The sequence below is a fragment of the Amycolatopsis sp. lyj-109 genome, from assembly GCF_046548995.1.
Taxonomy (GTDB): Bacteria; Actinomycetota; Actinomycetes; order Mycobacteriales; family Pseudonocardiaceae; genus Amycolatopsis.
On sequence record NZ_JAJPWR010000013.1, the window covers coordinates 62582 to 83525 of the forward strand.

Genomic DNA, 20944 nt, shown 5'->3' on the forward strand with positions numbered 1-20944 from the left:
ATATCGGAGGAGCACGGATGTCGCAGGCGCCGCGGGGGGCCCGGGAAATCGAGCCGGTGCTGGTGGTGATCCCGACGTACAACGAGCGGGAGAACCTCGGCCCGATCCTGGATCGCCTGCACAAGGTGCTCCCGGACGTGCACGTGCTCGTGGTGGACGACGGCAGCCCGGACGGCACCGGCGAGCTCGCCGACGAGCGCGCGGCGGCCAACGACCACATCCACGTGCTGCACCGCACCGAGAAGGCCGGCCTCGGCGCCGCCTACATCGCCGGGTTCCGCTGGGGCCTGGCGCGCGAGTACAGCACGATCGTCGAGATGGACGCCGACGGCTCGCACGCGCCCGAGGACCTGCCGCGGCTGCTGGACGCGGTCGGCGACGCCGACCTGGCGATCGGCTCGCGGTACGTGCCGGGCGGCAGCGTGGTGAACTGGCCGCTGAAACGCCAGATCCTCTCGCGCGGCGCGAACGTCTACTCCCAGATCGCGCTGGGCATGCGGACCCGCGACATCACGGCGGGGTTCCGCGCCTACCGCCGTCCGGTGCTGGAGAAGCTGGCCCTGGACGAAGTCAACTCCCACGGCTACTGCTTCCAGATCGACCTGACGATCCGCACGGCCGACGCCGGGTTCGAGATCGTCGAGGTCCCGATCACGTTCACCGAGCGGGAGATCGGCGAGTCGAAGATGGACGGCTCGATCATCCGCGAGGCGTTCCTGCGGGTGGCGACGTGGGGCGCCGAGCGCCGCTGGCACCAGCTGCGCAAGCTGTTCAAGCGCGCCTGAGCCGTTTCCTCCCGTTCTGGGCCATCATGGGCCCGGTGACGACCATCGTGGCCTTCCACGCCCACGCCGACGACCCCGTCCTGCTCAGCGGCGGCACGCTGGCCCGCGCGGCGGCCGACGGGCACCGGGTGGTGGTCGTCGTGGCCACCGACGGCATGGTCGCCGAGCACCCGACGCCGCGCTGGGCCGAACTGGAGGCCGCCGCGGCCATCCTCGGTGTCCGGCGCGTCGTGCACCTCGGGTACGCCGACAGCGGCCATGGCCCCGTGCTGTATGCGGACCCGCCCGGGCGGCAGCGCTTCGCCCGCGCGGACACCGAAGAAGCCGCACACCGGCTCGCGGCCCTGCTGCACGAGGAACGCGCCGACCTGCTGCTCGGCTACGACGGGAACGGCGGCTACGGGCACCGCGACCACGTGAAGGTGCACGAAGTCGCCCGCCGGGCAGCCAGGCTGACCGGGACGCGGCTGCTGGAGGCCACCCTGCCCCGCGACTTCGCGGTGCGGTTCGTGCGGGTGGTCCGGGCGCTGCGGATCCCGTTCGAGTACGACGTCGAAGCGCTCGGCCGCACCTACAGCCCGGCCTCGGCCATCACCCACCGGTTCGACGTGCGGCGGTTCGCCGCGCGCAAGCAGGCCGCGCTGGCGGCGCACGTGTCGGACGTGCGCGGCGGCGGGCGGCTCTCGGGGGTGCTGCGGGTGCTGGTGTGGCTGCCGGCGCCGGTGTTCGGGCTGGTCGCCGGTCGCGAGTGGTACGCCGAGGTCACGCCCGCAGGATCGCCACGCCCCGCGCTGCAAGTTCCTGCACGTTCTGGTCGTCGGCGTCGGTGATGATCCCGGCGACGTCGCCGAAGGGCAGCACGGTGAACCGTGACGCCGCGCCGAGCTTCTCGGCACTGGCCAGCACATAGGTGTCGGCCGCCCGCCGGGCCAGGGTGCGCTTCATCGCGGCTTCGTCGGCGTCGCCGGTGGTCAGACCGGCTTCGGGGTGGACGCCGGTGACGCCGAGCAGGAAGACGTCGGCGCTGATCGACTGGGCGGCTTCGGCGGCAGCAGCGCCGCAGGTCACCGCGGAGTGCCGGAAAAGCCGTCCGCCCAGCAGGAACACTGCGATGCCGTGGTGGTCCAGGAGAGCGGCGGCGACGGTCGGGCTGTGCGTCACGACGGTCGCGTCCAGGTCGCGGGGCAGGGCCTTGGTGACGGCGAGGGTGGTCGTGCCGCCGTCGAGGATGACGGTCGAGCCGGGCCGGACCAGGGCCGCGGCGGCCGCGGCGACCCGGTCCTTGCCGCCGACGGCGATCGACGTCCGGCTCGCGTAGTCGGCGACGGCGGGGGAGACGGGCAGCGCGCCGCCGTAGACGCGCTGGCAGAGGCCGGCGGCGGCCAGGTCGCGCAGATCGCGGCGGATGCTGTCCTCGGAGACCCCGAGTTCGGCCGCGACGTCCTTGGCCAGCACCTTGCCGTCGGCGGCGAGCCGGGCGAGCAGCAGTTCACGGCGTTCCCCGACCAGCATGCACGATCCTCCTTGTTCTTTCCGAGTCGTGCACATTATGGTCGCGCCATGACCTCTTCGACAAGCCTGTCCCGCAACCCGCGCGTCCGGGTCACCGACGTGGAGCTGCTGTCGTCGGCCTGGTACGTGCTCCGCCGCACGACGTTCGACTACCGCCACGGCGACGGCCGCTGGACGACCGAGCAGCGCGAGACCTACGACCGCGGCAACGGGGCGACGGTGCTGCTCTACGACCTCGAGGGCGGCACGGTCCTGCTGACCCGCCAGTTCCGCTACCCGGTCTACGTCAACGACCACCCGGACGGCATGTTCGTGGAGACGGCGGCCGGCCTGCTGGACGCCGACGACCCGGAAACGGCGATCCGCCGCGAGGCCGAGGAGGAGACGGGGGTGCGGATCGGCTCACTGGAGCACGTGTTCGACGTGTACACGAGCCCGGGTTCGGTGACCGAGCGCCTGCACTGCTACGCGGCGCCCTACGATCCCGCCGCCCGCGGCGAAGGCGGCGGGATCGCGGAGGAGGGGGAGGACATCGAGGTCCTCGAACTGCCGTTCACCAAGGCGCTCGAGATGATCGGGACGGGCGAGATCGCGGACGCGAAGACGATCATGCTCCTGCAGTGGGCCGCCCTGCACGGCCCCTTCCGTCCGCGCTTGGCCCGGCGCCGGTGTCGCGAATGACTCATTCGGGACGTCGGACGTCCCGAATGAGTCATTCGCGACCTCCCCCCGCGGGGTCCAGGCAGAGGAACGGCCCCCGCGGGGGGAGGTCGCGGGGGCCGTTCCGTTGTGGTGGGAGCTTGGCTACAAGGCCGAAGCCGGGAGGGTCACGCCGACCGGGAGGTGCGGCGGCCCTTCAGCTCGGCGAGACGTTCGTTGAGCAGGTCCTCGAGCTCGGGGATCGTGCGCCGCTCGAGCAGCATGTCCCAGTGGGTGCGCGGCGGCTTGACCTTCTTTTGCTCGGGCTGCCCGCCATCGACGATCTCCGATTCGCTGCCGTGCAGCCGGCACTCCCAGACCGTCGGGATCTCGGCGTCGTCGGAGAACGGCACCTCGAACTCGTGGTTCTTCGGGCAGGCGTAGCGCACGGTGCGGCGTGGGGCGAGGTCGTGGTTGCGGTCGGTCTCGTAGCTGACCGCTCCCAGCCGGCTTCCACGAAGAACACGGTCGGCCATGATGGGGATCCTTTCAGTCAGCTCCGGGGTGGAGCCAGGGTGTTGCTCACCCTATGCAACGACCGACGGCCCCGGAGGATTCCCGGGACGCCATGTCGTTGCTCACGATGAGCTGCGTCACCCGCCTGCATCAGCTTCCACTAGTAGGAGGCGTTTCGCGCTCCGGCGTGACGTCAATACGGCCTTCTTAGTGCTGATATCCCCCGGATGGGCTACTAGCGTATCGCTCAGGTCAACCGTAACTGACCGTGATGAGCGGTAACGGGCCCCAAGTCACCCGATCGAAAGTGGCGGCGACACAATACCTGATAACGCACCGTAGCGAATTCGGCCTCAAATCGTACTGAAGCTGAAGTTTCAACTACGGATTGTTCGGTATCTGCCACCACGACGGTATCGCCCTCGCGCACCACCTCGCCGTCGACCACCCTCGCGTTGAACCGCCCGGACAGCCCACACCAGCACAACACCTCCACCTGAACCGGCTGCAACTCGTCCGCCAGTTCGAACAGACGAGCGGCACCCGGGAACAACCGGCTCCGGAAGTCCGTCGCGATCCCGAAGCAGTACACGTCGATCTCGACCCCGTCGGCCAGCTCCGCCAGCTGGTCGACCTGACCGGGGGAGAGGAACTGCGCCTCGTCCACCACGACGTAGTCCACGTGCCGGCCCTGAGCCCACTCCTGCCGCACCAGGTCACGCACGTCGGTGTCCTCTCCGACCTCCACCGCCTGCCGGGTCAGCCCGATCCGGCTGGAGATCTGTGGCGCCCCCGAACGATCGTGGCGCACCAGCACCAGCCCCCGGCGGCCCTGCCGCGCGTGGTTGTGGTCGATCTGCAGCGCCAGGGTCGACTTCCCGCAGTCCATCGGCCCGTAACAGAACTTCAGCCTGCCCACCGGCGGCGTCCCGCGGCGCGAACCGGCCGCGGGAACCGACGACAGGGCATCGGTGGGATCAGGGCCGGCGGCGTCGTCGATCAAGGTCACGACGCCCGACCCTATCGGTGGCTACAGAACCTCCGGCGGACGGTTGCCCGCCGCCTCGATCGCCCGCCGCACCGGCACCAGCCACACCAGCACCAGCCCCGCCGCGAAGAAGATCACCAGCGCCACGATGGCCAGCCGGAACGACCCCGTCGCCTGACCCACCCCGGCGAACACCAGCGGCCCCAGCCACGACGTCCCCCGCTCACCCACGACGTAGAGCGAGTAGTACTGCGCGTCCTTGCCCGCCGGGATCATCTGGCTGAACAACGACCGCGACAGCGCGTTCGTCCCGCCCAGCACCAGCCCGATCCCCACCGCCACCGCCAGGAACTGCACCAGCTGCTTCGGCTGCACGAAGTACGCCCCGGCCAGCACCGCGATCCACACCACCAGGCTGCCCAGGATCGTCCGCTTCGCCCCGATCCGCCGCGCCACCAGCCCGTGCAGCGTGCCACCCAGGTACGCCACGAACTGGATCACCAGGATCGTGACGATCAACACCTCGTTCCCGAACCCCAGCTCGTCCTTGCCGTACTGCGCCGACACCGTCACCACCGTGTTGATCCCGTCGGTGAAGACCAGGTAGCTGCCCAGGAACGCCAACGTCAACGGGAACGCCTTCGCCGCCACCAGCGTCTGCCGCAACTCCGTGAACCCCGCCCGCAGCACCGAACGCCCGGGCGCGACGTCCACCGGCACGTGCCGGCGGGGGAGCCGCCGCACCGCCGGGATGGTGAACGCCGCCCACCACAGCCCCGACGTCAGGAAGCAGATCTGCACCGCCAGGCCCTGGTCCACCCCGAAGAGATCGTGCTTCAGGTAGAACCCCAGCTGCAACGCCAGCGCCAGCCCGCCACCCAGGTACCCGAACGCCCAGCCCTTCGCCGAGATGCCATCCCGCTCGTCCGGCCCACCGATGTCGGCCAGGAACGAGTAATAGACGACCAGCGAACCGCCGTAGCCGATGTTCGCCACGATGAACAGCGCCGCACCCAGCTGCCAGTCCGAACCGGTCAGGAAGAACATGCCCGCCGCGGCCGCCGCACCCAGGAACGCGAACCCACCCAGGATCCGCCGCTTGTGGTGACTGCGGTCGGCCACCGCCCCCGCGATCGGCAGCACCAGCACCTGCACGACCGTCGCCACCGACAGCAGGTAACCCCACACCGAACCGGCCGGGAAGTGCAGCCCGAACAACGTCACGTCGCAGTGGTTCAGCGTGTCCGTCTTACCCGCCGCATCGAGGCACGCGCGGTCCCCGTTAAGGGTGATGTTCGCCTTCGCGTCCGCCGCCGCGATCGAGCTCATCGACAGCGCACCGAACACCGTCGTCGTCGACGAATAGAACGGCGAATTCGCCCAGTCGTAGAGATACCAGCCCCTGCGCTCGCGCTCGGTCGAGCGCGTCCCGGCCAGCGTCATCCACGGCTCCTTCAACTCAAGAACTTCCAGGTCAGCGCGGAGACTACGGGGACACGGCGACGCCACCGACCGCGCCACCGAAACCGTGTCCGGTTTGTCGCTTCGTGATCATCCACCGGCCCGCCGGACCCCCGGGTTCGCCGCCCATGGCGTGTCACCGGCAAAAGTGAACGGTGTTTCATGTGAGACTTGAGCGCCTATCGTGTCTGTTGTGGTCAGTGGGACACGCTCCTACTGTGCATCCATGATCCAGAACCGACGACGCACCGTGGCGAGACTGCTCCTCCTCGCCTTCGCCGCCCTGGGTCTGCCGCTGACCACCCCCGCCGCCGCGTCCGCGGACCCCGCGTCGAGCACCTGGACCAAGCTCCGCATGTGCGAGTCGAGCGGCCGCTACGCCACCAACACCGGCAACGGCTACTACGGCGCCTACCAGTTCGACCTCCCCACCTGGCGCAGCGTCGGCGGCCAAGGCCGCCCCGACCAGGCCACCCCCGCCGAACAGGACTACCGCGCCCTCTACCTCTACCGCATGCGCGGCTGGCAGCCCTGGCAGTGCGCCGGCATGCTCAAACTCGCCGCCGACGCCGACGCCCGCAGCAAACGCGTCCCCAGCTACACCGAATCCGCCTACATCGGCGGGGGAGGCCTGCCCACCCCGCCACCGGGCCCCGGCGGCCCCAAACCCGCCTGGCCCGGCGTCGTCTACCGCTACGGCGACTGCGCCGACCCCCTCAAGGCCTTCCAGCTCCGCATGAACGCCTACGGCTACGGCTTCACCGGCACCGGCTGCTACCTCGAAAAGACCCGCACCGCCGTCCTCGACCTCCAACGCGCCAACGGCATCAACGACAGCGGCCTCCTCGGCCCCAAGACCTGGGAAGCCGCCTGGACCGGCAAACCACCCCACTGACCCTGCCGCAGCTCTCGTGAGTGGTAATTAGGGTTCTAACCCTAATTACCACTCACGAGTCTTGGGACTGCTGCCACTTACCCCGCTCGATCAGCACCTCACGCAGCAGATCCGGCCGATCCGTCACGATCCCGTGCACCCCCAGATCCAGCAGCATCCGCATCTCCGCCGGATCGTCGATCGTCCATGTGTGCACCTCGATGCCCGAACGCCCGGCGATCGACAGGAAGGCCTTGTCCACCACCCGCAACGCCCCCTGCCGCACCGGCACCTGCGCCATCGCCCCCAGCACCAGCCGCCCCAGGGGGAGCAGCGGCAACTTCCCCCGCGCCCACAACGCCAACGCCGAGCGCGGACCCATCGCCGTCACCAGCCGCGGCCCCGCCAGCTTCCGCAACCGCACCAGCCGCGCGTCCGAGAACGCCGCCCCCGCCACCCGGTCGAACGCCTTCGTCCGCTCCAGCACCCGCACGAACGGCTCCACCGCCCGATCGGCCTTCACGTCCACGTTGAACCGCGCGCCCGGCAGCTCCTCCAGCACATCCTCCAGCCGCGACAGCGGAACCTTCCCGGCGACCTTCACCCCCTTCAGCTGCGCCCACGTCTGCGCCGCGATCAGCCCCGAACCATCCGTGGTCCGGTCCAGACTCGGATCGTGGTGCACCACCACCACACCGTCCGCCGTCGCGTGCACATCCGTCTCGAGGTACCGGTACCCCTCCGCACACGCCCGCTGGAACGCCGGCAACGAGTTCTCCAGCCCCTCGAGGTCACCGAGGTGCCACCCCCGGTGGGCGAAAGCACGGGGGAGCGGATCGGCCAGGTACGGGAACGACACGTGCATCCCCCAAGTGTGCACTTCCGCCATGACCCCGGCATGAGCAAACGATGGCCAGCTAGGGTCTCCCGGGTGAGGGACGCCGCCGAACTGACCCAGCCGACCACGATCGACCTCGCCCCGGCCCGCCGAGGCGCCCCCAAGCATTGCGGCTGGTGCGGACGACGCCTCCCCGAAGGCGGCAACGTCGGCCGACGCCGGCGCTACTGCGGACAATCCTGCCGCCAGCGCGCCTACGAACGCCGCACCGCACTGCAACGAAGCGGACTGCCCGAAGACGCCGTGGTCCTCTCCGACACCGAAATCGCGGCCCTGCAAGACCGGCTCTTCCAGCTCCGCTGCGCCGCCGAAGACATCGTGACCGCAGCCGACGACGGCGCCGACGTCCGGGAACTGCGCGGCCTCGCCGAGGAAATCGCCCGCGCCGCCAAGGACCTCGAACAACTCCGCTGAACCCAGCCGGACGACACGACCACACCGGCACCCGGGCCGTGTCGTCCATCCAGGCACGCGTGTCGTCCGCCCAGAGACGCGTGTCGGCCGTTCCGGTACCTCACCCCAGGCCGTCCAGGGCCCGGTATGTCCGATTGCTCGCCGCCGCCGCACGCTGCTCACGACCCGTCGCCTCGATGTAGTTCTGGCTCGTCGCCAAGCTCGCGTGCCCCAGCAACGCCATGATCTCCGACGCCGTCGCCCCGTCCTCCGCCAGCCGCGTCGCGAACGTGTGCCGCAACGCGTGCAGATTCGCCCCCACCGGCACCCGATCGTGCAACCCCGCACCCCGGTAACACGACTTCACCAGGTACTCCAGCGCACCCCGCCCGATCGGCTCACCCGCCCGATCCAGCAGCAACGGCGAACCAGGGGAGAACCGCGCACCCGGGAACCGCACCCGGCACGACTCCCGGTACCGCTCGATCAGCTCCGCCAGCACCGGCTGCACCGGAATCGACCGATCCCGGCTGCCCTTCCCCTTCACGTGCAACCGCAGCTCACCGGCCCGCCCCACCAACGACCGAGACGTCAGCGCCCGCATCTCCGCCGCCCGCAACCCCGCCACCAAACCCAGCGCGATGACCAGCACGTCCCGCTCCGGCCACGGATCCCGCGCACGCCGCGACCCCGCGGCCGCCGCCGACAGCAACTGCTCCGGGGTTTCCTCGCCCCGCAACGGCTTCGGCGTCAACGCCGGCGTCCGCGGCCGCGCCACCGCACCCATCGGATTGCCGGACAGCAGCCCGTCGGCCACGCAGAACGTCAGGAACTGGTTCCACGTCGACCACGCCCGCAGCACCGAGCTCTTCGCGTGCCCGTCCGCGAACGCGCCGAACACCGACCGCAGCGCCGGCCCGGTGAGGTCGGCGACCTCCAGATCGTCGGCCGGGCGGCCGAGCTCCGAAACCAGGAGAGTGGTGATGCCGGCGAGATCCCGGCGGTAGGCGTCGGTGGTGTGCGGAGAGTCCTTGCGCGGACGGCGGGCAGCGAAGAAGGCTTGCTGGGCCTCGGAAACCTTCATGTGGATCTTGTACCGCATGCCACCGACAGTTTCCGCGGCCGGGCCCGAATCCGGCATTTCATGCATAATTGCCATTATGCATGAAATGCCGGGATGACCCAGGGATCTTCCCCTGGGGGACACAGAACTCTTCGGAGGCCGTTTCCGGACCGTCGGACGCCCAAGTGCCCGATTGCGGCCATGCGCACACATGTTCGACACCGGCTCGCGTGGAGCACCGAGGGGGCCACGGGGTGGATGACGGCGAATCGACCGCCGTTGCGACGTGCCGCGCGCCAACTCCGGGCCGGTCGGCCTGGACGGTTTCGTCACCGTGACGTTTTAAGGTCGAGTGACTGGACCTCGGGTTCATGGCCCTCAGGGGATGCTCTCGGGCCTCCGAGGGCTCACTTCGGACCACCGCCGGGGCGGGTGGCCGTCAAAACCTCGACAGGAGCCGTCCTGGCGAAGCGAACGCTCTCGCAAGTCAGGCGACGGTCCGACCCTGGGTTTCGGCACCCCTCCCGGCCATCCGGCCAGCTCGGCAGCAAGTGCCGATAATGTACATTATGTCAAGTAACGTCAGTGCCAGTCGCTGATCGGCACGTCCTGCGGGCTCGGGGCACCTTCCCCGGTCTCAACGAGCTGCTTGAGGCTCATCAGGTAGGTCGCCCACTTCGTGCTGCAGTGGTGCATGAACTCGCCCGCCTCCCGCCAGCCTTCGTGCTTGAACAGGACGATCGTATAGTCGTTGCGCTGGTCGAGTTCCCAGCGGATCGTCGTGCCGATCCACTCCGGTGGCCCGTCGACGACTTCCCAGCGGACGAGCCGGCCCGGCTCGAGTTCGAGGACCTTCATGTCGAACCCGCCCGGAATGAAGCGGAACGCGATGACGCCGCCGAGTTCGGTGTCCCCCACGGTCTTCTCGGTCCACCAGCCGGACAGGCCGTCGAGCGTGGTGATCGCGTCGTAGACCTTGTCCGGAGTGGCGTCCCGGATGCCGATGCGGTGCAAGATGTCCATTTCTAGCGGTTCCTTTCGGTGGTCTTCTCACGGGTCTTCTCGATGGTTTCGGCGATGTGCTTGATGCGGCGGAGCCGGGCGTCCCAGGCGTTGCCGACGTCGGTGAGCTGGGCGACGGCGCGGGCGAGCTGGTCTTCGTCGACGTGGAACTGTTTTTCGCGGCCGGCGCTGTGGGCGTGGACGAGGCCGGCGCGGTCGAGGACGGCGAGGTGCTTGGCGACGGCTTGGCGGGTCACCGGGAGGTGTTCGCTGAGGCTGGTCGCGGTTCCGCTCCCCTGGCTGAGCAACAGGTCGAGCATCCGGCGGCGGGTGGGGTCGCCGATGGCCGACCAGAGGTCGTCGTCGACGGCGGTGCTCACCGGGTGGCTCCGACCTTGGCGGCGTAGGCGGGGAGCCGGGACAGGAAGTGGTCCCAGCCGGTGGCGTGGTCGTCGTACTCGGCGACGAGCTTGGCTTCGTCCCAGCCGCGTTCGCGGAAGCCGGTTTCGGTCATCCGCAGGCGGGTTCCGGTGCCGGCGGGTTCGAGCTCGAAGACGACGAGGAACGAGTTGCCGCGTGCGGCGGTCTCTCCTTCCGCGTGGGCCCAGCGGAAGGAGAAGAGTTTCGGGGGGATCGCGTCGACGACGGTGAACTGGACCCAGTTGCCGCCGAAGCCGATGCGTCCCGCTCCCCCGGGTTCGACGGGGTACTCGGCTTCGTCGGGCCACCATTCGCGGACGTGTTCGGGGTTGCTCACGACGTCGAAGACGACGTCGGGGCTGGCGTCGACGTGGATTTCCCGTTCGAGTGTGCCGTGTTCCATGCGAGCTCCTTGTGCAACGTTCGGTTGCGTGTCACGTTAGCTCGGCCGGTGTGGATGTGCAACCTTCAGTTGCGCGAAGGTCCTTCTGGGTCCAGGCGACGTCGTGCCAGGCGCCGTGTTTCCAGCCGGCCCGGCGGTAGACGCCGGCGGGTTCGAAGCCGAGGGCGCGGTGGAGTCCGGCGCTGGCGTCGTTCGGTAGGGTCATGCCGGCGAAGGCGCGCCAGAATCCGCGTTCGCGCAGCCGCTCGAACAGTGCTTCGTAGAGGGCGCGGCCGGCGCCGGTGCGGCGGCGGCCTTGTTCGAGGTAGATGCTGGTTTCGCAGGACCAGCGGTAGGCGGCGCGTTCGGCGAAGCGGGTGGCGTAGGCGTATCCGGCGACGTGTCCGTGGTCTTCGAGGACGAGCCAGGCGTGGGCGCCGGCGATGCGGCGGGCCATTTCGGCGGCGTCGGGTGGTTCGGTCTCGAAAGAGACGGCGGTGCCGGTGACGTAGGGCGCGTAGAGGGCGGCGCAGGCGGCGCCGTCGTGGGCGGTGGCGGTTCGGATCATGGCTCATATGATAGCCGGAATGAGTCGTATAGTATCCGGAGCTATGACCGATCCCCTGACTGCCCGCTTGGCCGCGACCGTGCACGCCGCCCGGACGTCGCAAGGTCTTTCGGCCGCGGCGCTCGCCGACCGGTCGGGGGTGTCGCGGGCGATGATCGGCAAGATCGAACGCGGTGACGTGCAGCCGACGGCGGCGTTGCTGGCGAAGTTGTCGGCCGCGCTGGGGCTGACGCTGTCGGAGCTGATCGCGCGGGCCGAGGGCGACGAGCGCCGGCTGGCGCGGGCGGCGGAGCAGCCGGTGTGGGTCGATCCGGACACCGGCTACCGGCGGCGGTCGGTCTCCCCCGCGGCCGGGCGTCCGCTGGAGCTGGTGGAGGTGGAGCTGCCGCCGGGGGCGGAGGTGCCGTTGACGTCGGGGACGTATGCGTTCCTGCACCAGCAGATCTGGGTGCTGGAGGGGCAGTTGCGGTTCCACGAGGGGGCGCAGGTGCACGAGCTGGCGGCCGGGGACTGCCTGCAGCTGGGGCCGGCGGCGGACTGCGTGTTCGCGAACCCGGGTCCGCTCCCCTGCCGGTACCTGGTGGCGCTGGTGAAGCGGAGTACCTGACCGGGTGGGGGGCCTACCGCGCTGAGCCGTCGGAGCGGAAGGTGCGGCGGTATGCGTGGGGAGTGATCCCGATGGCGGCGTGCAGGTGCTGGCGCAGGGAGACGCCGGTGCCGAATCCGGCGCGCTCGGCGACCAGGTCGACGGGCCAGTCGGTGGTCTCCAGCAGGTGCCGGGCCAGGTCGACGCGCTGGCGGATGAGCCACTGACCGGGGCTGGTGCCGACCTCGTCGCGGAACCGGCGGGTGAAGGTGCGCCGGCTGAGGTGGGCATGGGCGGCCATGTCGGCCAGGGTGACGGGCTCGGCAAGGCGTTCCATGACCCACGCTTGGGTGGGAGCGGTGCCGGGGGCAGTGGGGTCGGGGACGGGCCGCCGGATGTACTGGGCCTGGCCGCCGTCGCGCCAGGGCGGTACGACGCAGGAGCGGGCGACCTCGTTGGTGATGTCGCTGCCGTGGTCGCGGCGGACGATGTGCAGGCACAGGTCGATGCCGGCGGCCACCCCGGCGGAGGTGAGGATCTCGCCGTCGTCGACGAAGAGGACGTCGGGGTCGATGCGCGCGGTGGGGAACATGCGTTGCAGGTGGTCGGCTTCCCGCCAGTGGGTGGTGGCGGGACGGCCGTCGAGGAGTCCCGCGGCGGCCAGCACGTAGGTGCCGGTGCAGATCGCCACGATCCGGGTCCCGGGGCGGATGGCGGCCAGGGCCGCGCGCAGGTCGTCGGGCAGGCGACCCTCTTCGCGGATGGGCCCGAGCGTGTGGGAGGGCGGGATGACGACGGTGTCGACGGTGGCCAGCAGCGAGGCGTCGTGGGAGACGGTGAGCCGGTAGTCGGCCTCGGCGCGGACCGGGCGGCCGGTCAAGCTGCACGTGGTCACCGAGTAGAGCCGGTTGCCGGTGCTGTCGCGAGCGGCGCCGAAGATCCGGGCGGGGATGCCGAGCTCGAAGGGAAGCACGCCATCCAGGGCCAGAACGCCAACGCGGTGCATGGCCCGATCTTTTCATTTGTTGACCATCGGGCCACTGCCAGGGGGCTGCCGGGCCCGGCAGGGTGAGCAGGTGCCGGCGCACACCCACCGCAAACCCCCTGCTGGAAAGAGCACGTCATCATGAACCAGGCCACCATCCCCGCGACCATGCGCGCCATCTCCCAGGACGCCGCTGGATCACCGGACGTCCTCAAGGTCGTGGAGACGCCGCGCCCGGTGGCGGGCCGGGGCGAGATCCTGGTCCGGGTGCACGCGGCGGGCGTGAACCCGGCCGACTGGAAGACGCGCGAGCGGGGCGTGTTCGCCAACGGCGCGAGGCCGCCGTTCACGCTCGGCTTCGACGTCGCCGGGGTGGTCGAGACGGTCGGCGACGGGGTGACTCTCTTCCAGGCCGGGGACGAGGTGTTCGGGATGCCGCGCTTCCCGCACCCGGCGGGCGCCTATGCCGAGTACGTCGCGGCCCCGGCCCGGCATTTCGCCCGGCGTCCCCGGAGCCTGAGTCACCTCGAGGCCGGTGCGCTGCCGCTGGCGGCACTGACCGCCTGGCAGGCCTTGGTGGACACCGCGAACGTCCGGTCCGGTCAGCGCGTCCTGATCCATGCGGCCGCCGGCGGCGTCGGTCACCTGGCCGTGCAGATCGCCAAGGCCCGCGGCGCGTACGTCGTGGGCACCGCCGGCGCCGCCAAGCACGGGTTGCTGCGCTCGCTGGGCGCCGACGAGGTGATCGACTACCGCACCCAGGACTTCGCCGAGGTGCTGCGCGACGTCGATGTCGTCCTGGATTCCCTGGGCGGCCCCAGCTGGGCCCGGTCTCTGCGAACGCTGCGATCGGGCGGCACGTTGATCTCGATCGTGCCGCCGGACGGGACCTTTCCCGCGGCGGAGGCCGAGGCGGCCGGAGTGCGGGCGGTGTTCATGCTCGTCGAGCCCGACCACGCGGGATTGCGGGAGATCTCTTCCCTGGTCGAGGCCGGCAGCCTGCGGGTGATCGTCGACGAGGTCTTTCCCCTCGACGAAGCCGCCCGGGCGCACACGCTCGGCGAGACCGGCCGCACCACCGGCAAGATCGTCCTCTCCGTCAGTTCCTGATCCCCTGCGTTGACTGAAGCACTGAATCGGTGCTTCACTTCTTGACGTGCCCTACCGTCGCACCCCGAAGGTGCAGGAACGCCTCGACGCCCAGCGCGAGACGATCATCGCCGCCGCGACCCGGCAGCTGGCCGAACACGGCTACAGCGGCTGCTCCGTCGCCGCGGTCGCCGAGCGGGCCGGGGTCGCCGTCGGCAGCGTCTACACGCACTTCCCCACCAAAGCCGACCTGGTCGTGCACGTCTTCCGGCAGGTCGTGACGCGGGAGGTCGAGGCGGTCCGGACCGCGTCGGCCGCGGCCGGGGAACCGGCCGAGCGGGTCCTGGCGGCGGTCGACACCTTCGCCCAGCGTGCCCTCAAGGCACCGAAGCAGGCGTATGCCCTGCTCGCCGAGCCGGTCGACGCGCTCATCGACGCCGAGCGGCTGGAGTTCCGGCGGGCCTACACCGAGGTCATCGCCGAGCACGTCGCCGCCGGGGTCCGGGAGGGCGTGCTGCCGCCCCAGGACGGCCGGCTCACCGCCGCCGCGCTGGTCGGTGCCGCCGCCGAAGTCCTGATCGGACCGTTGACCAGCGGAAACGCCAGTGATGTCGCCGAGCTTCGCACGTTCATCCGTCGCGCTCTAGGAGGTTCCGATGCCCGCCACGCATGAGGTCACCAACCAGGTACCGCCGCTGGCTAGCCACGACGTCGCCGACGACCCGGCGTTGCTGGCCGGGCTCGAGCGGGCCGGCGCGGGCTGGGCGGCCGGCGAGCTGCAGGAGCTGGGCCGGCTGGCCGGGACCGAGCAGGCCCAGGAGTGGGGCCGGCTGGTCAACGAGAACGAACCGGTGCTGCGCACGCACGACCGGTACGGCAACCGGATCGACGAGGTCGAGTTCCACCCGTACTGGCACGAGCTGATGAAGGTGGCGACGGCGCACGGCCTGCACGGCACGCCGTGGCAGGACCCGCGCCAGGGCGCGCACGCGGCGCGGGCGGCGAAGTTCTACGTCTGGGGCCAGGTCGAAGCCGGGCACAGCTGCCCGATTTCGATGACCTACGCGGCGATCCCGGCGTTGCGCGCGAACCCGGAGCTGGCGGCGCGGTACGAGCCGCTGCTGGCGACCACCGAGTACGACTTCGGGCTGCGGGAGCCCAGCACCAAGCGTGGCCTGCTCGCGGGCATGTCGATGACCGAGAAGCAGGGCGGGTCCGACGTCCGGGCGAACACGACGTCCGCGACGCCGTCGTCGTCATCGGACGGCAGCTACACCCTGGTCGGGCACAAGTGGTTCACCTCGGCGCCGATGTGCGACCTGTTCCTGACCCTGGCGCAGGCGCCGGGCGGGCTGTCGTGCTTCCTGCTCCCCCGGGTCCTGCCGGATGGCTCGCGCAACCCCATCCGGCTGCAGCGGCTGAAGGACAAGCTCGGCAACCGGTCGAACGCGTCGTCGGAGATCGAGTACGACCACGCGGTGGGCTGGCTGGTCGGCGAGGAGGGCCGCGGGGTCCGCACGATCATCGAGATGGTCAACAACACCCGGCTCGACTGCACGCTGGGCAGCGCGTCGGGCATGCGGCTGGGGGCGGTCCGCGCGGTGCACCACGCGACGCACCGGCGCGCGTTCGGCAAGGCGTTGGTGGACCAGCCGCTGATGGCGAACGTGCTGGCCGACCTGGTCCTCGAGTCCGAGGCGGCGACGACGGTGGCGATGCGGCTGGCCGCGGCGGGCGACCGGCGCGACGACCCGCAGGAGCAGGCGTTCCGGCGGCTGGGGCTGGCGGTGTCGAAGTACTGGGTGTGCAAGCGGGCGCCGATGCACGCGGCCGAGGCCCTGGAGTGCTTCGGCGGCAACGGGTACGTCGAGGAGTCGGGCATGCCGCGGCTGTACCGGGAGGCGCCGCTGTCGTCGATCTGGGAGGGCTCGGGCAATGTCGCCGCCCTGGACGCGTTGCGCGCGATGGGCAAGCAGCCGGAGTCGGTCGCGGCGTTCTTCGCCGAGGTCGAGCAGGCCGCCGGCGGCGACGCCCGGCTCGACGACGCGGTGGACCGCGTCCGCAAGGAGCTGACGGACCTGGACGGCATCGAGTACCGGGCGCGGCGGCTGGTCGAGGCGATGGCGTTGGTGCTGCAGGGCTCGCTGCTGGTCCGCCACGGCCATCCGGCGGTCGCCGACGCGTTCTGCGCGTCCCGGTTCGGCGGTGACTGGGGCATCGCGTTCGGCACGCTCCCGGCCGGCGTCGACACGGGAGCGATCATCGAGCGTGCCGCGGTCCGCAGCTAGCCGGCTCAACCGCCCAGTGGCATCGGGTGCGTCAGATCATGCTGTTGGCGAAGTCGGGCCAGGGTCCGGCTTACCGTCCTGCCGTGGCTTGTCGTGAGTGGTATTTAGGGTTCTAACCCTAAATACCACTCACGACAAGCCGCGGCAGACCACCCGACTACCGCATCCCACTGCGACGCGCGACACTAGCGCGTGATGACGCAGGTCCCCGAGGCCGTGGCCAGCAGCTTCCCCTCGGCATCGCGGATCTCGCCCTCCGCGAAGGCGATCCGCGACCCCTCCTTCACCACGCGGCCGGTCGCGCGGATCTCCCCGCGGCCCGCGTGGATCGCGCGCAGGTAGCTCACTTTCAGCTCCACCGACGCGTAGCCGACGCCGGCCGGGAGCGTCGTGTGGACCGCGCAGCCGACCACCGAGTCCAGCATGGTCGCCGCCACGCCGCCGTGGACCATGCCGATCGGGTTGTACAGCGACTCGTCCGGCTCGGCGACCGCGACGACCTCGCCGGGGTCGATGCGCTCCCAGCGCATGCCGAAGTGCGCGGCGATCGGCGCCGGCGGGACGCGGCCCTCGGCGATCGCCCGCATGTACTCCAGGCCGGACATCGTGGCGCCGAGCCGGGCGGCCGCCAGGGGGTCCTGCCACGTGATGGTCTTCGAACGGACCTGTGCTTCGACGTCGGTCATCCGGACTCCTCGATTATGACAACTGTCTTAAGCCTCGCCCGTGGGACGGCGAGCGTCAAGCGCGGCGTGACCCAGACCACCGGTGGTCCGCCCGCGGCCGGGGTGGAATCATCCGGGAGTGGACACCGACCGCAAGCTGATCGACCCGGAACGCGTCGCGGCGGCGGTCGAGGGGCTGGGCGACCGCGGCGTCATCGACGAATGGGCCCGGCGCTTCTCCGTGGTCGCCGACCCCTCGCGACTGGCGCTGCTGGTCTCCATCCACTACGCCCGCGAGATCAGCGTCACCGACCTCGCCGCGGCCACCGGCATGACCGACACCGCGGTGTCGCAGGCCCTGCGGCTGCTGCGGGCGCACGGGCTGGTCACCCCGCAACGCACCGGCCGCGTGGTGCGGTACCGGCTGGCGGACGCGACCGTGCACGAGCTCATCCACCGCGTGCGCCCACACCCGGGACAGCCCGCGCACGAGAGCGAAGACCGGTAGCGTGCGAGCATGACGGGATTGCCCGAGACCATCACTGCCTGCTTGTTCGACCTCGACGGAGTATTGACCGGCACGGCCGTCCTCCACCGCGAGGCCTGGAAGCGGACGTTCGACGAATTCCTCCGCGCCCGTGACGGCGCCGGGTTCGCGGAGTTCACCGACCACGACTACGCGGCCTTTGTGGACGGCCGCCCGCGCGCGGACGGCGTCCGGGAGTTCCTGCGGTCACGGGGGATCGTGCTGCCCGAAGGCGAACCGGACGACCCGGTGGACGCCCCGACCGTCAACGGCCTGGGCAACCGCAAGAACGAACTGGTCCTCAAGATCATCGACGAGCGCGGCGTCAACCCGTACCCGGGGTCGGTGCGCTACCTCGAAGCGGCGAAGGCCGCCGGGCTGCGGATCGCCGTCGTGACGTCGTCGGCCAACGGCGCCAAGGTGCTCGACGCCGCCGGCCTGAGCAAATACGTCGAAGCACGCATCGACGGCATCGTGCTCCGCGAACAGCACCTCAAGGGCAAGCCGGCGCCGGACTCGTTCCTGGCCGGCGCCGCGGCGCTCGGCGTCGAACCCGCGCACGCGGCCGTCTTCGAGGACGCCCAGTCCGGTGTCCAGGCCGGCAAGGCCGGCGGCTTCGGGTACGTCGTGGGCGTGAACCGCGCGGACCAAGCCGACGCACTGCGGGCCCACGGGGCCGACATCGTCGTCGACGACCTCGCCGACCTCCTGGAGGACCGATGACCGAACCGCACGGCTACGAGTGCGCGCCGTGGGAACTGCGGTGGCGCGGCATGGACGTCGACGCCCTGCAGCGCACCGAATCGGCGTTCGCGGTGTCCAACGGCCACATCGGGCTGCGCGGCACCCTCGAGGAGGCCGAGCCGCGCGGGCTGCCCGGCACGTACCTCAACGGGTTCTACGAGCAGCACGAACTCCCCTACGCCGAGGCCGGCTACGGCTACCCCGAAGAGGGCCAGACCGTCGTCAACGTGACCGACGGCAAGATCATCCGGCTGCTCGTCGAGGACGAACCGCTCGACATGCGCTACGGCGCGGCCACCGCGCACGACCGGGTGCTGGACTTCCGCAAGGGCACGCTGTGCCGGACCACCGAATGGTCGTCGCCGACCGGGCGGCGGGTCCGCGTGCGCACCGAGCGGCTGGTGTCGTTCACCCAGCGCGCGATCGCCGCGATCCGCTACGAGGTCGAGCCGCTCGACGAGGACCTGCAGCTGGTCGTCCAGTCCGACCTGCTGGCCAACGAGCCGATCGAATCCGACACCAGCGACCCACGGGTGGCCGCGGCGCTGGAGGCCCCGCTGGTGAGCGAGTTCCACCGCGCGACGGAGTACAACGCCGTGCTGGTGCACCAGACCCGCCGGTCCGGGCTGCGGATGGCCGCGGCGATGGACCACAAGATCGAGGTGGACGACGGGATCCGCGCCCGCATCCACGCCGAGGAGGACCTCGCCCGGCTGACCGTCGCGGTCGACGTGCCGAAGGGCGGCCGGCTGCGGATCACCAAGTTCCTCGCCTACGGCTGGTCCGCGCAGCGCTCGGTGCCCGCGCTGCGGTCCCAGGTCGAGGCGGCGCTGGCCGGCGCCCGCCAGACGGGCTGGAAGGGCCTGCTCACCGAGCAGCGCGAGTTCCTGGACGACTACTGGGCCACCTCGGACATCGAGATCGAGGGCGATCCCGAGCTGCAGCAGGCGGTCCGCTTCGCGCTGTTCCACATCCTGCAGGCCGGGGCCCGCGGCGAAAGCCGCGCGATCGCCGGCAAGGGGCTGACCGGGCCCGGCTACGACGGGCACGCCTTCTGGGACACCGAATCCTTCGTGCTGCCGGTGCTCACCTACACCGTTCCCGACGCGGCGCGCGACGCACTGCGCTGGCGGCACTCCACAATGGACAAGGCGCGGGAACGCGCGCACCAGCTGGGGTTGCGGGGCGCGGCGTTCCCGTGGCGGTCGATCAACGGCGCCGAGTGCTCGGCGTACTGGCCGGCGGGCACGGCGGCGTTCCACGTCAGCGCGGACATCGCCGACGCCGTCCTGCGCTACCTCAACGCGACCGGCGACGAGGAGTTCGAGCGCGACTACGGCACCGAGCTGCTGCTGGAAACCGCGCGGCTGTGGGCGTCGCTGGGCCACCACGACCGGCACGGCACGTTCCGCATCGACGGCGTCACCGGGCCGGACGAGTACTCGGCGGTGGCGGACAACAACGTCTACACGAACCTGATGGCCCGGCGGAACCTGCAGGCGGCGGCGGAGTCGTGCGAGCGGCATCCGGACGTGGCGGCGCGGTTCGGCGTCGACACCGTAGAGCTGGACTCGTGGCGCGCGGCCGCGGCGGCGATGTTCCTGCCCTACGACGCCGAACTCGGCGTGCACCCGCAGTCGGAGGGGTTCCTCGACCACGACGAGTGGGACTACGAGGGCACCGACCAGTCGCAGTACCCGCTGCTGCTGCACTTCCCGTACTTCGACCTCTACCGCAAGCAGGTCGTGAAGCAGGCGGACCTGGTGCTGGCCCTGCACCTGTGCGGCGATTCCTTCAGCCAGGAGGAAAAAGCCCGGAACTTCGCCTACTACGAAGCACGGACCGTGCGCGATTCTTCGCTGTCGGCGGGGACGCAGGCAGTCATCGCGGCCGAGGTGGGCCACCTCGAACTCGCCTACGACTACCTCGCCGAAGCCGCGCTGACCGACCTGCACGACGTGCACAACAACGTGCGCAACGGCCTGCACATGGCATCGCTGGCCGGGGCGTGGCAGGGCGCCGTGGCCGGGTTCGGCGGCCTGCGCGACCACGGCGGGACGCTCGCGTTCGCGCCGCGGCTGCCCCCGCAGCTGGAGCGGATCACCTTCCGCCTGATGTTCCGCGGCACCCGGTTCCAGGTCGAGATCGATCCCGACCAGGCCACGTACCACGTCGTCGCCGGTGCGCCGCTGGAAGTGGTGCACCACGGCGAGCGCATCACCGTCACGGCGGAGCCGCAGCGGTTCGCGATCCCGAAGATCGACGCCGGCACCCCGCCGAAGCAGCCTCCCGGCCGCGCGCCGATGCGGCGTGACTCGGAAGAAGTGAGTCAGTACGCGGAACCGGCCAACCCGATCACTGCGGAAGGTCGCTAGCGGCTTCGCGTCCGGGCGGGGCCGGGATTTCCTCGGTCCCGCCCGGGCTGACGTCCGGGTCCGGGGCGGTCGGCACGTCGTGCGTCAGCTTGCCGGGGGTGGGGAGCTTCGGGAGCTCTTCGTCTTCGTCGTCACGGCCGTGGATGCGCTGCTGCTCGCTCATGCTTTCCGGAATACCCGGTTTT

25 protein-coding genes are annotated in these 20944 nt (G+C 70.7%); 12 read left to right on the forward strand and 13 right to left on the reverse strand.

Features of this window, described 5'->3' with window-relative positions; translation table 11 throughout:
• The first annotated feature begins 17 nt into the window (after positions 1–17).
• Positions 18–785 carry a polyprenol monophosphomannose synthase gene (locus tag ACLJQF_RS27605; RefSeq protein WP_410612881.1) on the forward strand — a complete coding sequence of 256 codons (768 nt, stop codon included), beginning with the start codon at positions 18–20 and terminating at the stop codon, positions 783–785.
• 26 nt (positions 786–811) lie between these two features.
• Complete coding sequence (locus ACLJQF_RS27610) at positions 812–1615, forward strand: PIG-L deacetylase family protein (RefSeq protein ID WP_410612882.1); 804 nt, start codon at positions 812–814, stop codon at positions 1613–1615.
• On the opposite strand, the gene ACLJQF_RS27615 is transcribed toward ACLJQF_RS27610, so the two are convergent.
• A complete protein-coding gene (locus tag ACLJQF_RS27615) occupies positions 1548–2297 on the reverse strand; it encodes a DeoR/GlpR family DNA-binding transcription regulator (RefSeq protein ID WP_410612884.1) in 750 nt (249 codons plus the stop codon). The genes ACLJQF_RS27610 and ACLJQF_RS27615 overlap by 68 nt on opposite strands.
• A 48-nt stretch (positions 2298–2345) precedes the next feature.
• On the opposite strand from ACLJQF_RS27615, the gene ACLJQF_RS27620 reads away from it, so the two are divergent.
• Complete coding sequence (locus ACLJQF_RS27620) at positions 2346–2978, forward strand: NUDIX domain-containing protein (protein WP_410612886.1); 633 nt, start codon at positions 2346–2348, stop codon at positions 2976–2978.
• Positions 2979–3124: 146 nt separating this feature from the next.
• Here the strand turns inward: ACLJQF_RS27620 and ACLJQF_RS27625 are convergent, their stop codons facing one another.
• From ACLJQF_RS27625 to ACLJQF_RS27635, 3 genes are all read right to left on the reverse strand, one after another.
• A complete protein-coding gene (locus ACLJQF_RS27625) occupies positions 3125–3472 on the reverse strand; it encodes an RNA polymerase-binding protein RbpA (protein ID WP_003081521.1) in 348 nt (115 codons plus the stop codon).
• 227 nt (positions 3473–3699) lie between these two features.
• Complete coding sequence (locus ACLJQF_RS27630) at positions 3700–4455, reverse strand: thymidine kinase (RefSeq protein WP_410613261.1); 756 nt, start codon at positions 4453–4455, stop codon at positions 3700–3702.
• A gap of 27 nt (positions 4456–4482) precedes the next feature.
• Entirely contained in the window at positions 4483–5883 is a 1401-nt protein-coding gene (locus tag ACLJQF_RS27635; RefSeq protein WP_410612888.1) for an MFS transporter, read from the reverse strand.
• A 244-nt stretch (positions 5884–6127) separates the two neighbouring features.
• On the opposite strand from ACLJQF_RS27635, the gene ACLJQF_RS27640 reads away from it, so the two are divergent.
• Positions 6128–6796 carry a transglycosylase family protein gene (locus ACLJQF_RS27640; protein ID WP_410612890.1) on the forward strand — a complete coding sequence of 223 codons (669 nt, stop codon included), beginning with the start codon at positions 6128–6130 and terminating at the stop codon, positions 6794–6796.
• A 52-nt stretch (positions 6797–6848) separates the two neighbouring features.
• Here ACLJQF_RS27640 and ACLJQF_RS27645 read toward each other — a convergent pair whose 3' ends face one another.
• A complete protein-coding gene (locus tag ACLJQF_RS27645) occupies positions 6849–7640 on the reverse strand; it encodes a glycerophosphodiester phosphodiesterase (protein ID WP_410612892.1) in 792 nt (263 codons plus the stop codon).
• A gap of 66 nt (positions 7641–7706) precedes the next feature.
• Between ACLJQF_RS27645 and ACLJQF_RS27650 the strand changes: the two genes are divergently transcribed.
• The gene (locus ACLJQF_RS27650; protein WP_410612894.1) at positions 7707–8087 is read left to right on the forward strand and encodes a hypothetical protein; all 381 of its coding nucleotides are present in this window, start codon (positions 7707–7709) and stop codon (positions 8085–8087) included.
• Between the two features lie 100 nt (positions 8088–8187).
• Here the strand turns inward: ACLJQF_RS27650 and ACLJQF_RS27655 are convergent, their stop codons facing one another.
• The 5 genes from ACLJQF_RS27655 to ACLJQF_RS27675 form a co-directional block, all read right to left on the reverse strand.
• Positions 8188–9168 carry a tyrosine-type recombinase/integrase gene (locus ACLJQF_RS27655; protein ID WP_410612896.1) on the reverse strand — a complete coding sequence of 327 codons (981 nt, stop codon included), beginning with the start codon at positions 9166–9168 and terminating at the stop codon, positions 8188–8190.
• A 543-nt stretch (positions 9169–9711) separates the two neighbouring features.
• A complete protein-coding gene (locus tag ACLJQF_RS27660; RefSeq protein ID WP_410612898.1) occupies positions 9712–10152 on the reverse strand; it encodes an SRPBCC family protein in 441 nt (146 codons plus the stop codon).
• Positions 10153–10154: 2 nt separating this feature from the next.
• Positions 10155–10511, reverse strand: coding sequence for an ArsR/SmtB family transcription factor (locus tag ACLJQF_RS27665; RefSeq protein WP_410612900.1), 357 nt, complete (start codon positions 10509–10511; stop codon positions 10155–10157).
• Positions 10508–10954 (reverse strand): SRPBCC domain-containing protein, encoded by a 447-nt coding sequence (locus ACLJQF_RS27670; protein WP_410612902.1) that lies wholly within the window; start codon positions 10952–10954, stop codon positions 10508–10510. The genes ACLJQF_RS27665 and ACLJQF_RS27670 overlap by 4 nt, the downstream gene beginning before the upstream one ends.
• Before the next feature lie 31 nt (positions 10955–10985).
• Positions 10986–11501 (reverse strand): GNAT family N-acetyltransferase, encoded by a 516-nt coding sequence (locus ACLJQF_RS27675; protein WP_410612904.1) that lies wholly within the window; start codon positions 11499–11501, stop codon positions 10986–10988.
• A 43-nt stretch (positions 11502–11544) separates the two neighbouring features.
• Here ACLJQF_RS27675 and ACLJQF_RS27680 point away from each other — a divergent pair, with 43 nt between their 5' ends.
• A complete protein-coding gene (locus ACLJQF_RS27680; RefSeq protein WP_410612906.1) occupies positions 11545–12108 on the forward strand; it encodes a helix-turn-helix domain-containing protein in 564 nt (187 codons plus the stop codon).
• Between the two features lie 13 nt (positions 12109–12121).
• On the opposite strand, the gene ACLJQF_RS27685 is transcribed toward ACLJQF_RS27680, so the two are convergent.
• Positions 12122–13093 carry a GlxA family transcriptional regulator gene (locus ACLJQF_RS27685; RefSeq protein ID WP_410612908.1) on the reverse strand — a complete coding sequence of 324 codons (972 nt, stop codon included), beginning with the start codon at positions 13091–13093 and terminating at the stop codon, positions 12122–12124.
• A 147-nt stretch (positions 13094–13240) separates the two neighbouring features.
• On the opposite strand from ACLJQF_RS27685, the gene ACLJQF_RS27690 reads away from it, so the two are divergent.
• The 3 genes from ACLJQF_RS27690 to ACLJQF_RS27700 are packed head-to-tail and all read left to right on the forward strand — an operon-like array spanning position 13241 to position 16449.
• Positions 13241–14182, forward strand: coding sequence for an NADP-dependent oxidoreductase (locus ACLJQF_RS27690; protein WP_410613263.1), 942 nt, complete (start codon positions 13241–13243; stop codon positions 14180–14182).
• 46 nt (positions 14183–14228) lie between these two features.
• Complete coding sequence (locus ACLJQF_RS27695) at positions 14229–14834, forward strand: TetR family transcriptional regulator (protein WP_410612910.1); 606 nt, start codon at positions 14229–14231, stop codon at positions 14832–14834.
• Positions 14818–16449, forward strand: a complete 1632-nt coding sequence (locus ACLJQF_RS27700) for an acyl-CoA dehydrogenase family protein (protein ID WP_410612912.1) — start codon at positions 14818–14820, stop codon at positions 16447–16449. Before ACLJQF_RS27695 ends, ACLJQF_RS27700 begins: the two co-directional genes overlap by 17 nt.
• A 185-nt stretch (positions 16450–16634) precedes the next feature.
• On the opposite strand, the gene ACLJQF_RS27705 is transcribed toward ACLJQF_RS27700, so the two are convergent.
• On the reverse strand, positions 16635–17135 hold the full coding sequence (locus ACLJQF_RS27705; RefSeq protein WP_410612914.1) for a PaaI family thioesterase: 501 nt from the start codon (positions 17133–17135) through the stop codon (positions 16635–16637).
• Positions 17136–17253: 118 nt separating this feature from the next.
• Between ACLJQF_RS27705 and ACLJQF_RS27710 the strand changes: the two genes are divergently transcribed.
• From ACLJQF_RS27710 to ACLJQF_RS27720, 3 genes are read left to right on the forward strand one after another with little or no spacing between them, the layout of a single operon-like run.
• Complete coding sequence (locus ACLJQF_RS27710; RefSeq protein ID WP_410612916.1) at positions 17254–17622, forward strand: ArsR/SmtB family transcription factor; 369 nt, start codon at positions 17254–17256, stop codon at positions 17620–17622.
• A gap of 9 nt (positions 17623–17631) precedes the next feature.
• Entirely contained in the window at positions 17632–18363 is a 732-nt protein-coding gene (locus ACLJQF_RS27715) for an HAD family hydrolase (protein ID WP_410612918.1), read from the forward strand.
• Entirely contained in the window at positions 18360–20759 is a 2400-nt protein-coding gene (locus ACLJQF_RS27720; protein ID WP_410612920.1) for a glycoside hydrolase family 65 protein, read from the forward strand. The genes ACLJQF_RS27715 and ACLJQF_RS27720 overlap by 4 nt, the downstream gene beginning before the upstream one ends.
• Here the strand turns inward: ACLJQF_RS27720 and ACLJQF_RS27725 are convergent.
• Positions 20740–20922: a hypothetical protein gene (locus tag ACLJQF_RS27725; RefSeq protein WP_410612922.1), complete on the reverse strand. Its 183-nt coding sequence runs from the start codon at positions 20920–20922 to the stop codon at positions 20740–20742. The two genes, ACLJQF_RS27720 and ACLJQF_RS27725, sit on opposite strands and share 20 nt — an antisense overlap.
• Positions 20923–20944 lie beyond the last annotated feature (22 nt).

What these genes read in the sequence shown, in the direction of transcription:
- ACLJQF_RS27605 (WP_410612881.1), top strand. Translation starts at nt 18, where the DNA reads ATGTCGCAGGCGCCGCGGGGGGCCCGGGAAATCGAGCCGGTGCTGGTG.
- ACLJQF_RS27610 (WP_410612882.1), top strand. Translation starts at nt 812, where the DNA reads ATGGGCCCGGTGACGACCATCGTGGCCTTCCACGCCCACGCCGACGAC.
- ACLJQF_RS27615 (WP_410612884.1), bottom strand. Translation starts at nt 2,297, where the DNA reads ATGCTGGTCGGGGAACGCCGTGAACTGCTGCTCGCCCGGCTCGCCGCC.
- ACLJQF_RS27620 (WP_410612886.1), top strand. Translation starts at nt 2,346, where the DNA reads ATGACCTCTTCGACAAGCCTGTCCCGCAACCCGCGCGTCCGGGTCACC.
- ACLJQF_RS27625 (WP_003081521.1), bottom strand. Translation starts at nt 3,472, where the DNA reads ATGGCCGACCGTGTTCTTCGTGGAAGCCGGCTGGGAGCGGTCAGCTAC.
- ACLJQF_RS27635 (WP_410612888.1), bottom strand. Translation starts at nt 5,883, where the DNA reads ATGACGCTGGCCGGGACGCGCTCGACCGAGCGCGAGCGCAGGGGCTGG.
- ACLJQF_RS27640 (WP_410612890.1), top strand. Translation starts at nt 6,128, where the DNA reads ATGATCCAGAACCGACGACGCACCGTGGCGAGACTGCTCCTCCTCGCC.
- ACLJQF_RS27645 (WP_410612892.1), bottom strand. Translation starts at nt 7,640, where the DNA reads ATGCACGTGTCGTTCCCGTACCTGGCCGATCCGCTCCCCCGTGCTTTC.
- ACLJQF_RS27655 (WP_410612896.1), bottom strand. Translation starts at nt 9,168, where the DNA reads ATGCGGTACAAGATCCACATGAAGGTTTCCGAGGCCCAGCAAGCCTTC.
- ACLJQF_RS27660 (WP_410612898.1), bottom strand. Translation starts at nt 10,152, where the DNA reads ATGGACATCTTGCACCGCATCGGCATCCGGGACGCCACTCCGGACAAG.
- ACLJQF_RS27670 (WP_410612902.1), bottom strand. Translation starts at nt 10,954, where the DNA reads ATGGAACACGGCACACTCGAACGGGAAATCCACGTCGACGCCAGCCCC.
- ACLJQF_RS27675 (WP_410612904.1), bottom strand. Translation starts at nt 11,501, where the DNA reads ATGATCCGAACCGCCACCGCCCACGACGGCGCCGCCTGCGCCGCCCTC.
- ACLJQF_RS27680 (WP_410612906.1), top strand. Translation starts at nt 11,545, where the DNA reads ATGACCGATCCCCTGACTGCCCGCTTGGCCGCGACCGTGCACGCCGCC.
- ACLJQF_RS27685 (WP_410612908.1), bottom strand. Translation starts at nt 13,093, where the DNA reads ATGCACCGCGTTGGCGTTCTGGCCCTGGATGGCGTGCTTCCCTTCGAG.
- ACLJQF_RS27690 (WP_410613263.1), top strand. Translation starts at nt 13,241, where the DNA reads ATGCGCGCCATCTCCCAGGACGCCGCTGGATCACCGGACGTCCTCAAG.
- ACLJQF_RS27700 (WP_410612912.1), top strand. Translation starts at nt 14,818, where the DNA reads ATGCCCGCCACGCATGAGGTCACCAACCAGGTACCGCCGCTGGCTAGC.
- ACLJQF_RS27705 (WP_410612914.1), bottom strand. Translation starts at nt 17,135, where the DNA reads ATGACCGACGTCGAAGCACAGGTCCGTTCGAAGACCATCACGTGGCAG.
- ACLJQF_RS27715 (WP_410612918.1), top strand. Translation starts at nt 17,632, where the DNA reads ATGACGGGATTGCCCGAGACCATCACTGCCTGCTTGTTCGACCTCGAC.
- ACLJQF_RS27720 (WP_410612920.1), top strand. Translation starts at nt 18,360, where the DNA reads ATGACCGAACCGCACGGCTACGAGTGCGCGCCGTGGGAACTGCGGTGG.
- ACLJQF_RS27725 (WP_410612922.1), bottom strand. Translation starts at nt 20,922, where the DNA reads ATGAGCGAGCAGCAGCGCATCCACGGCCGTGACGACGAAGACGAAGAG.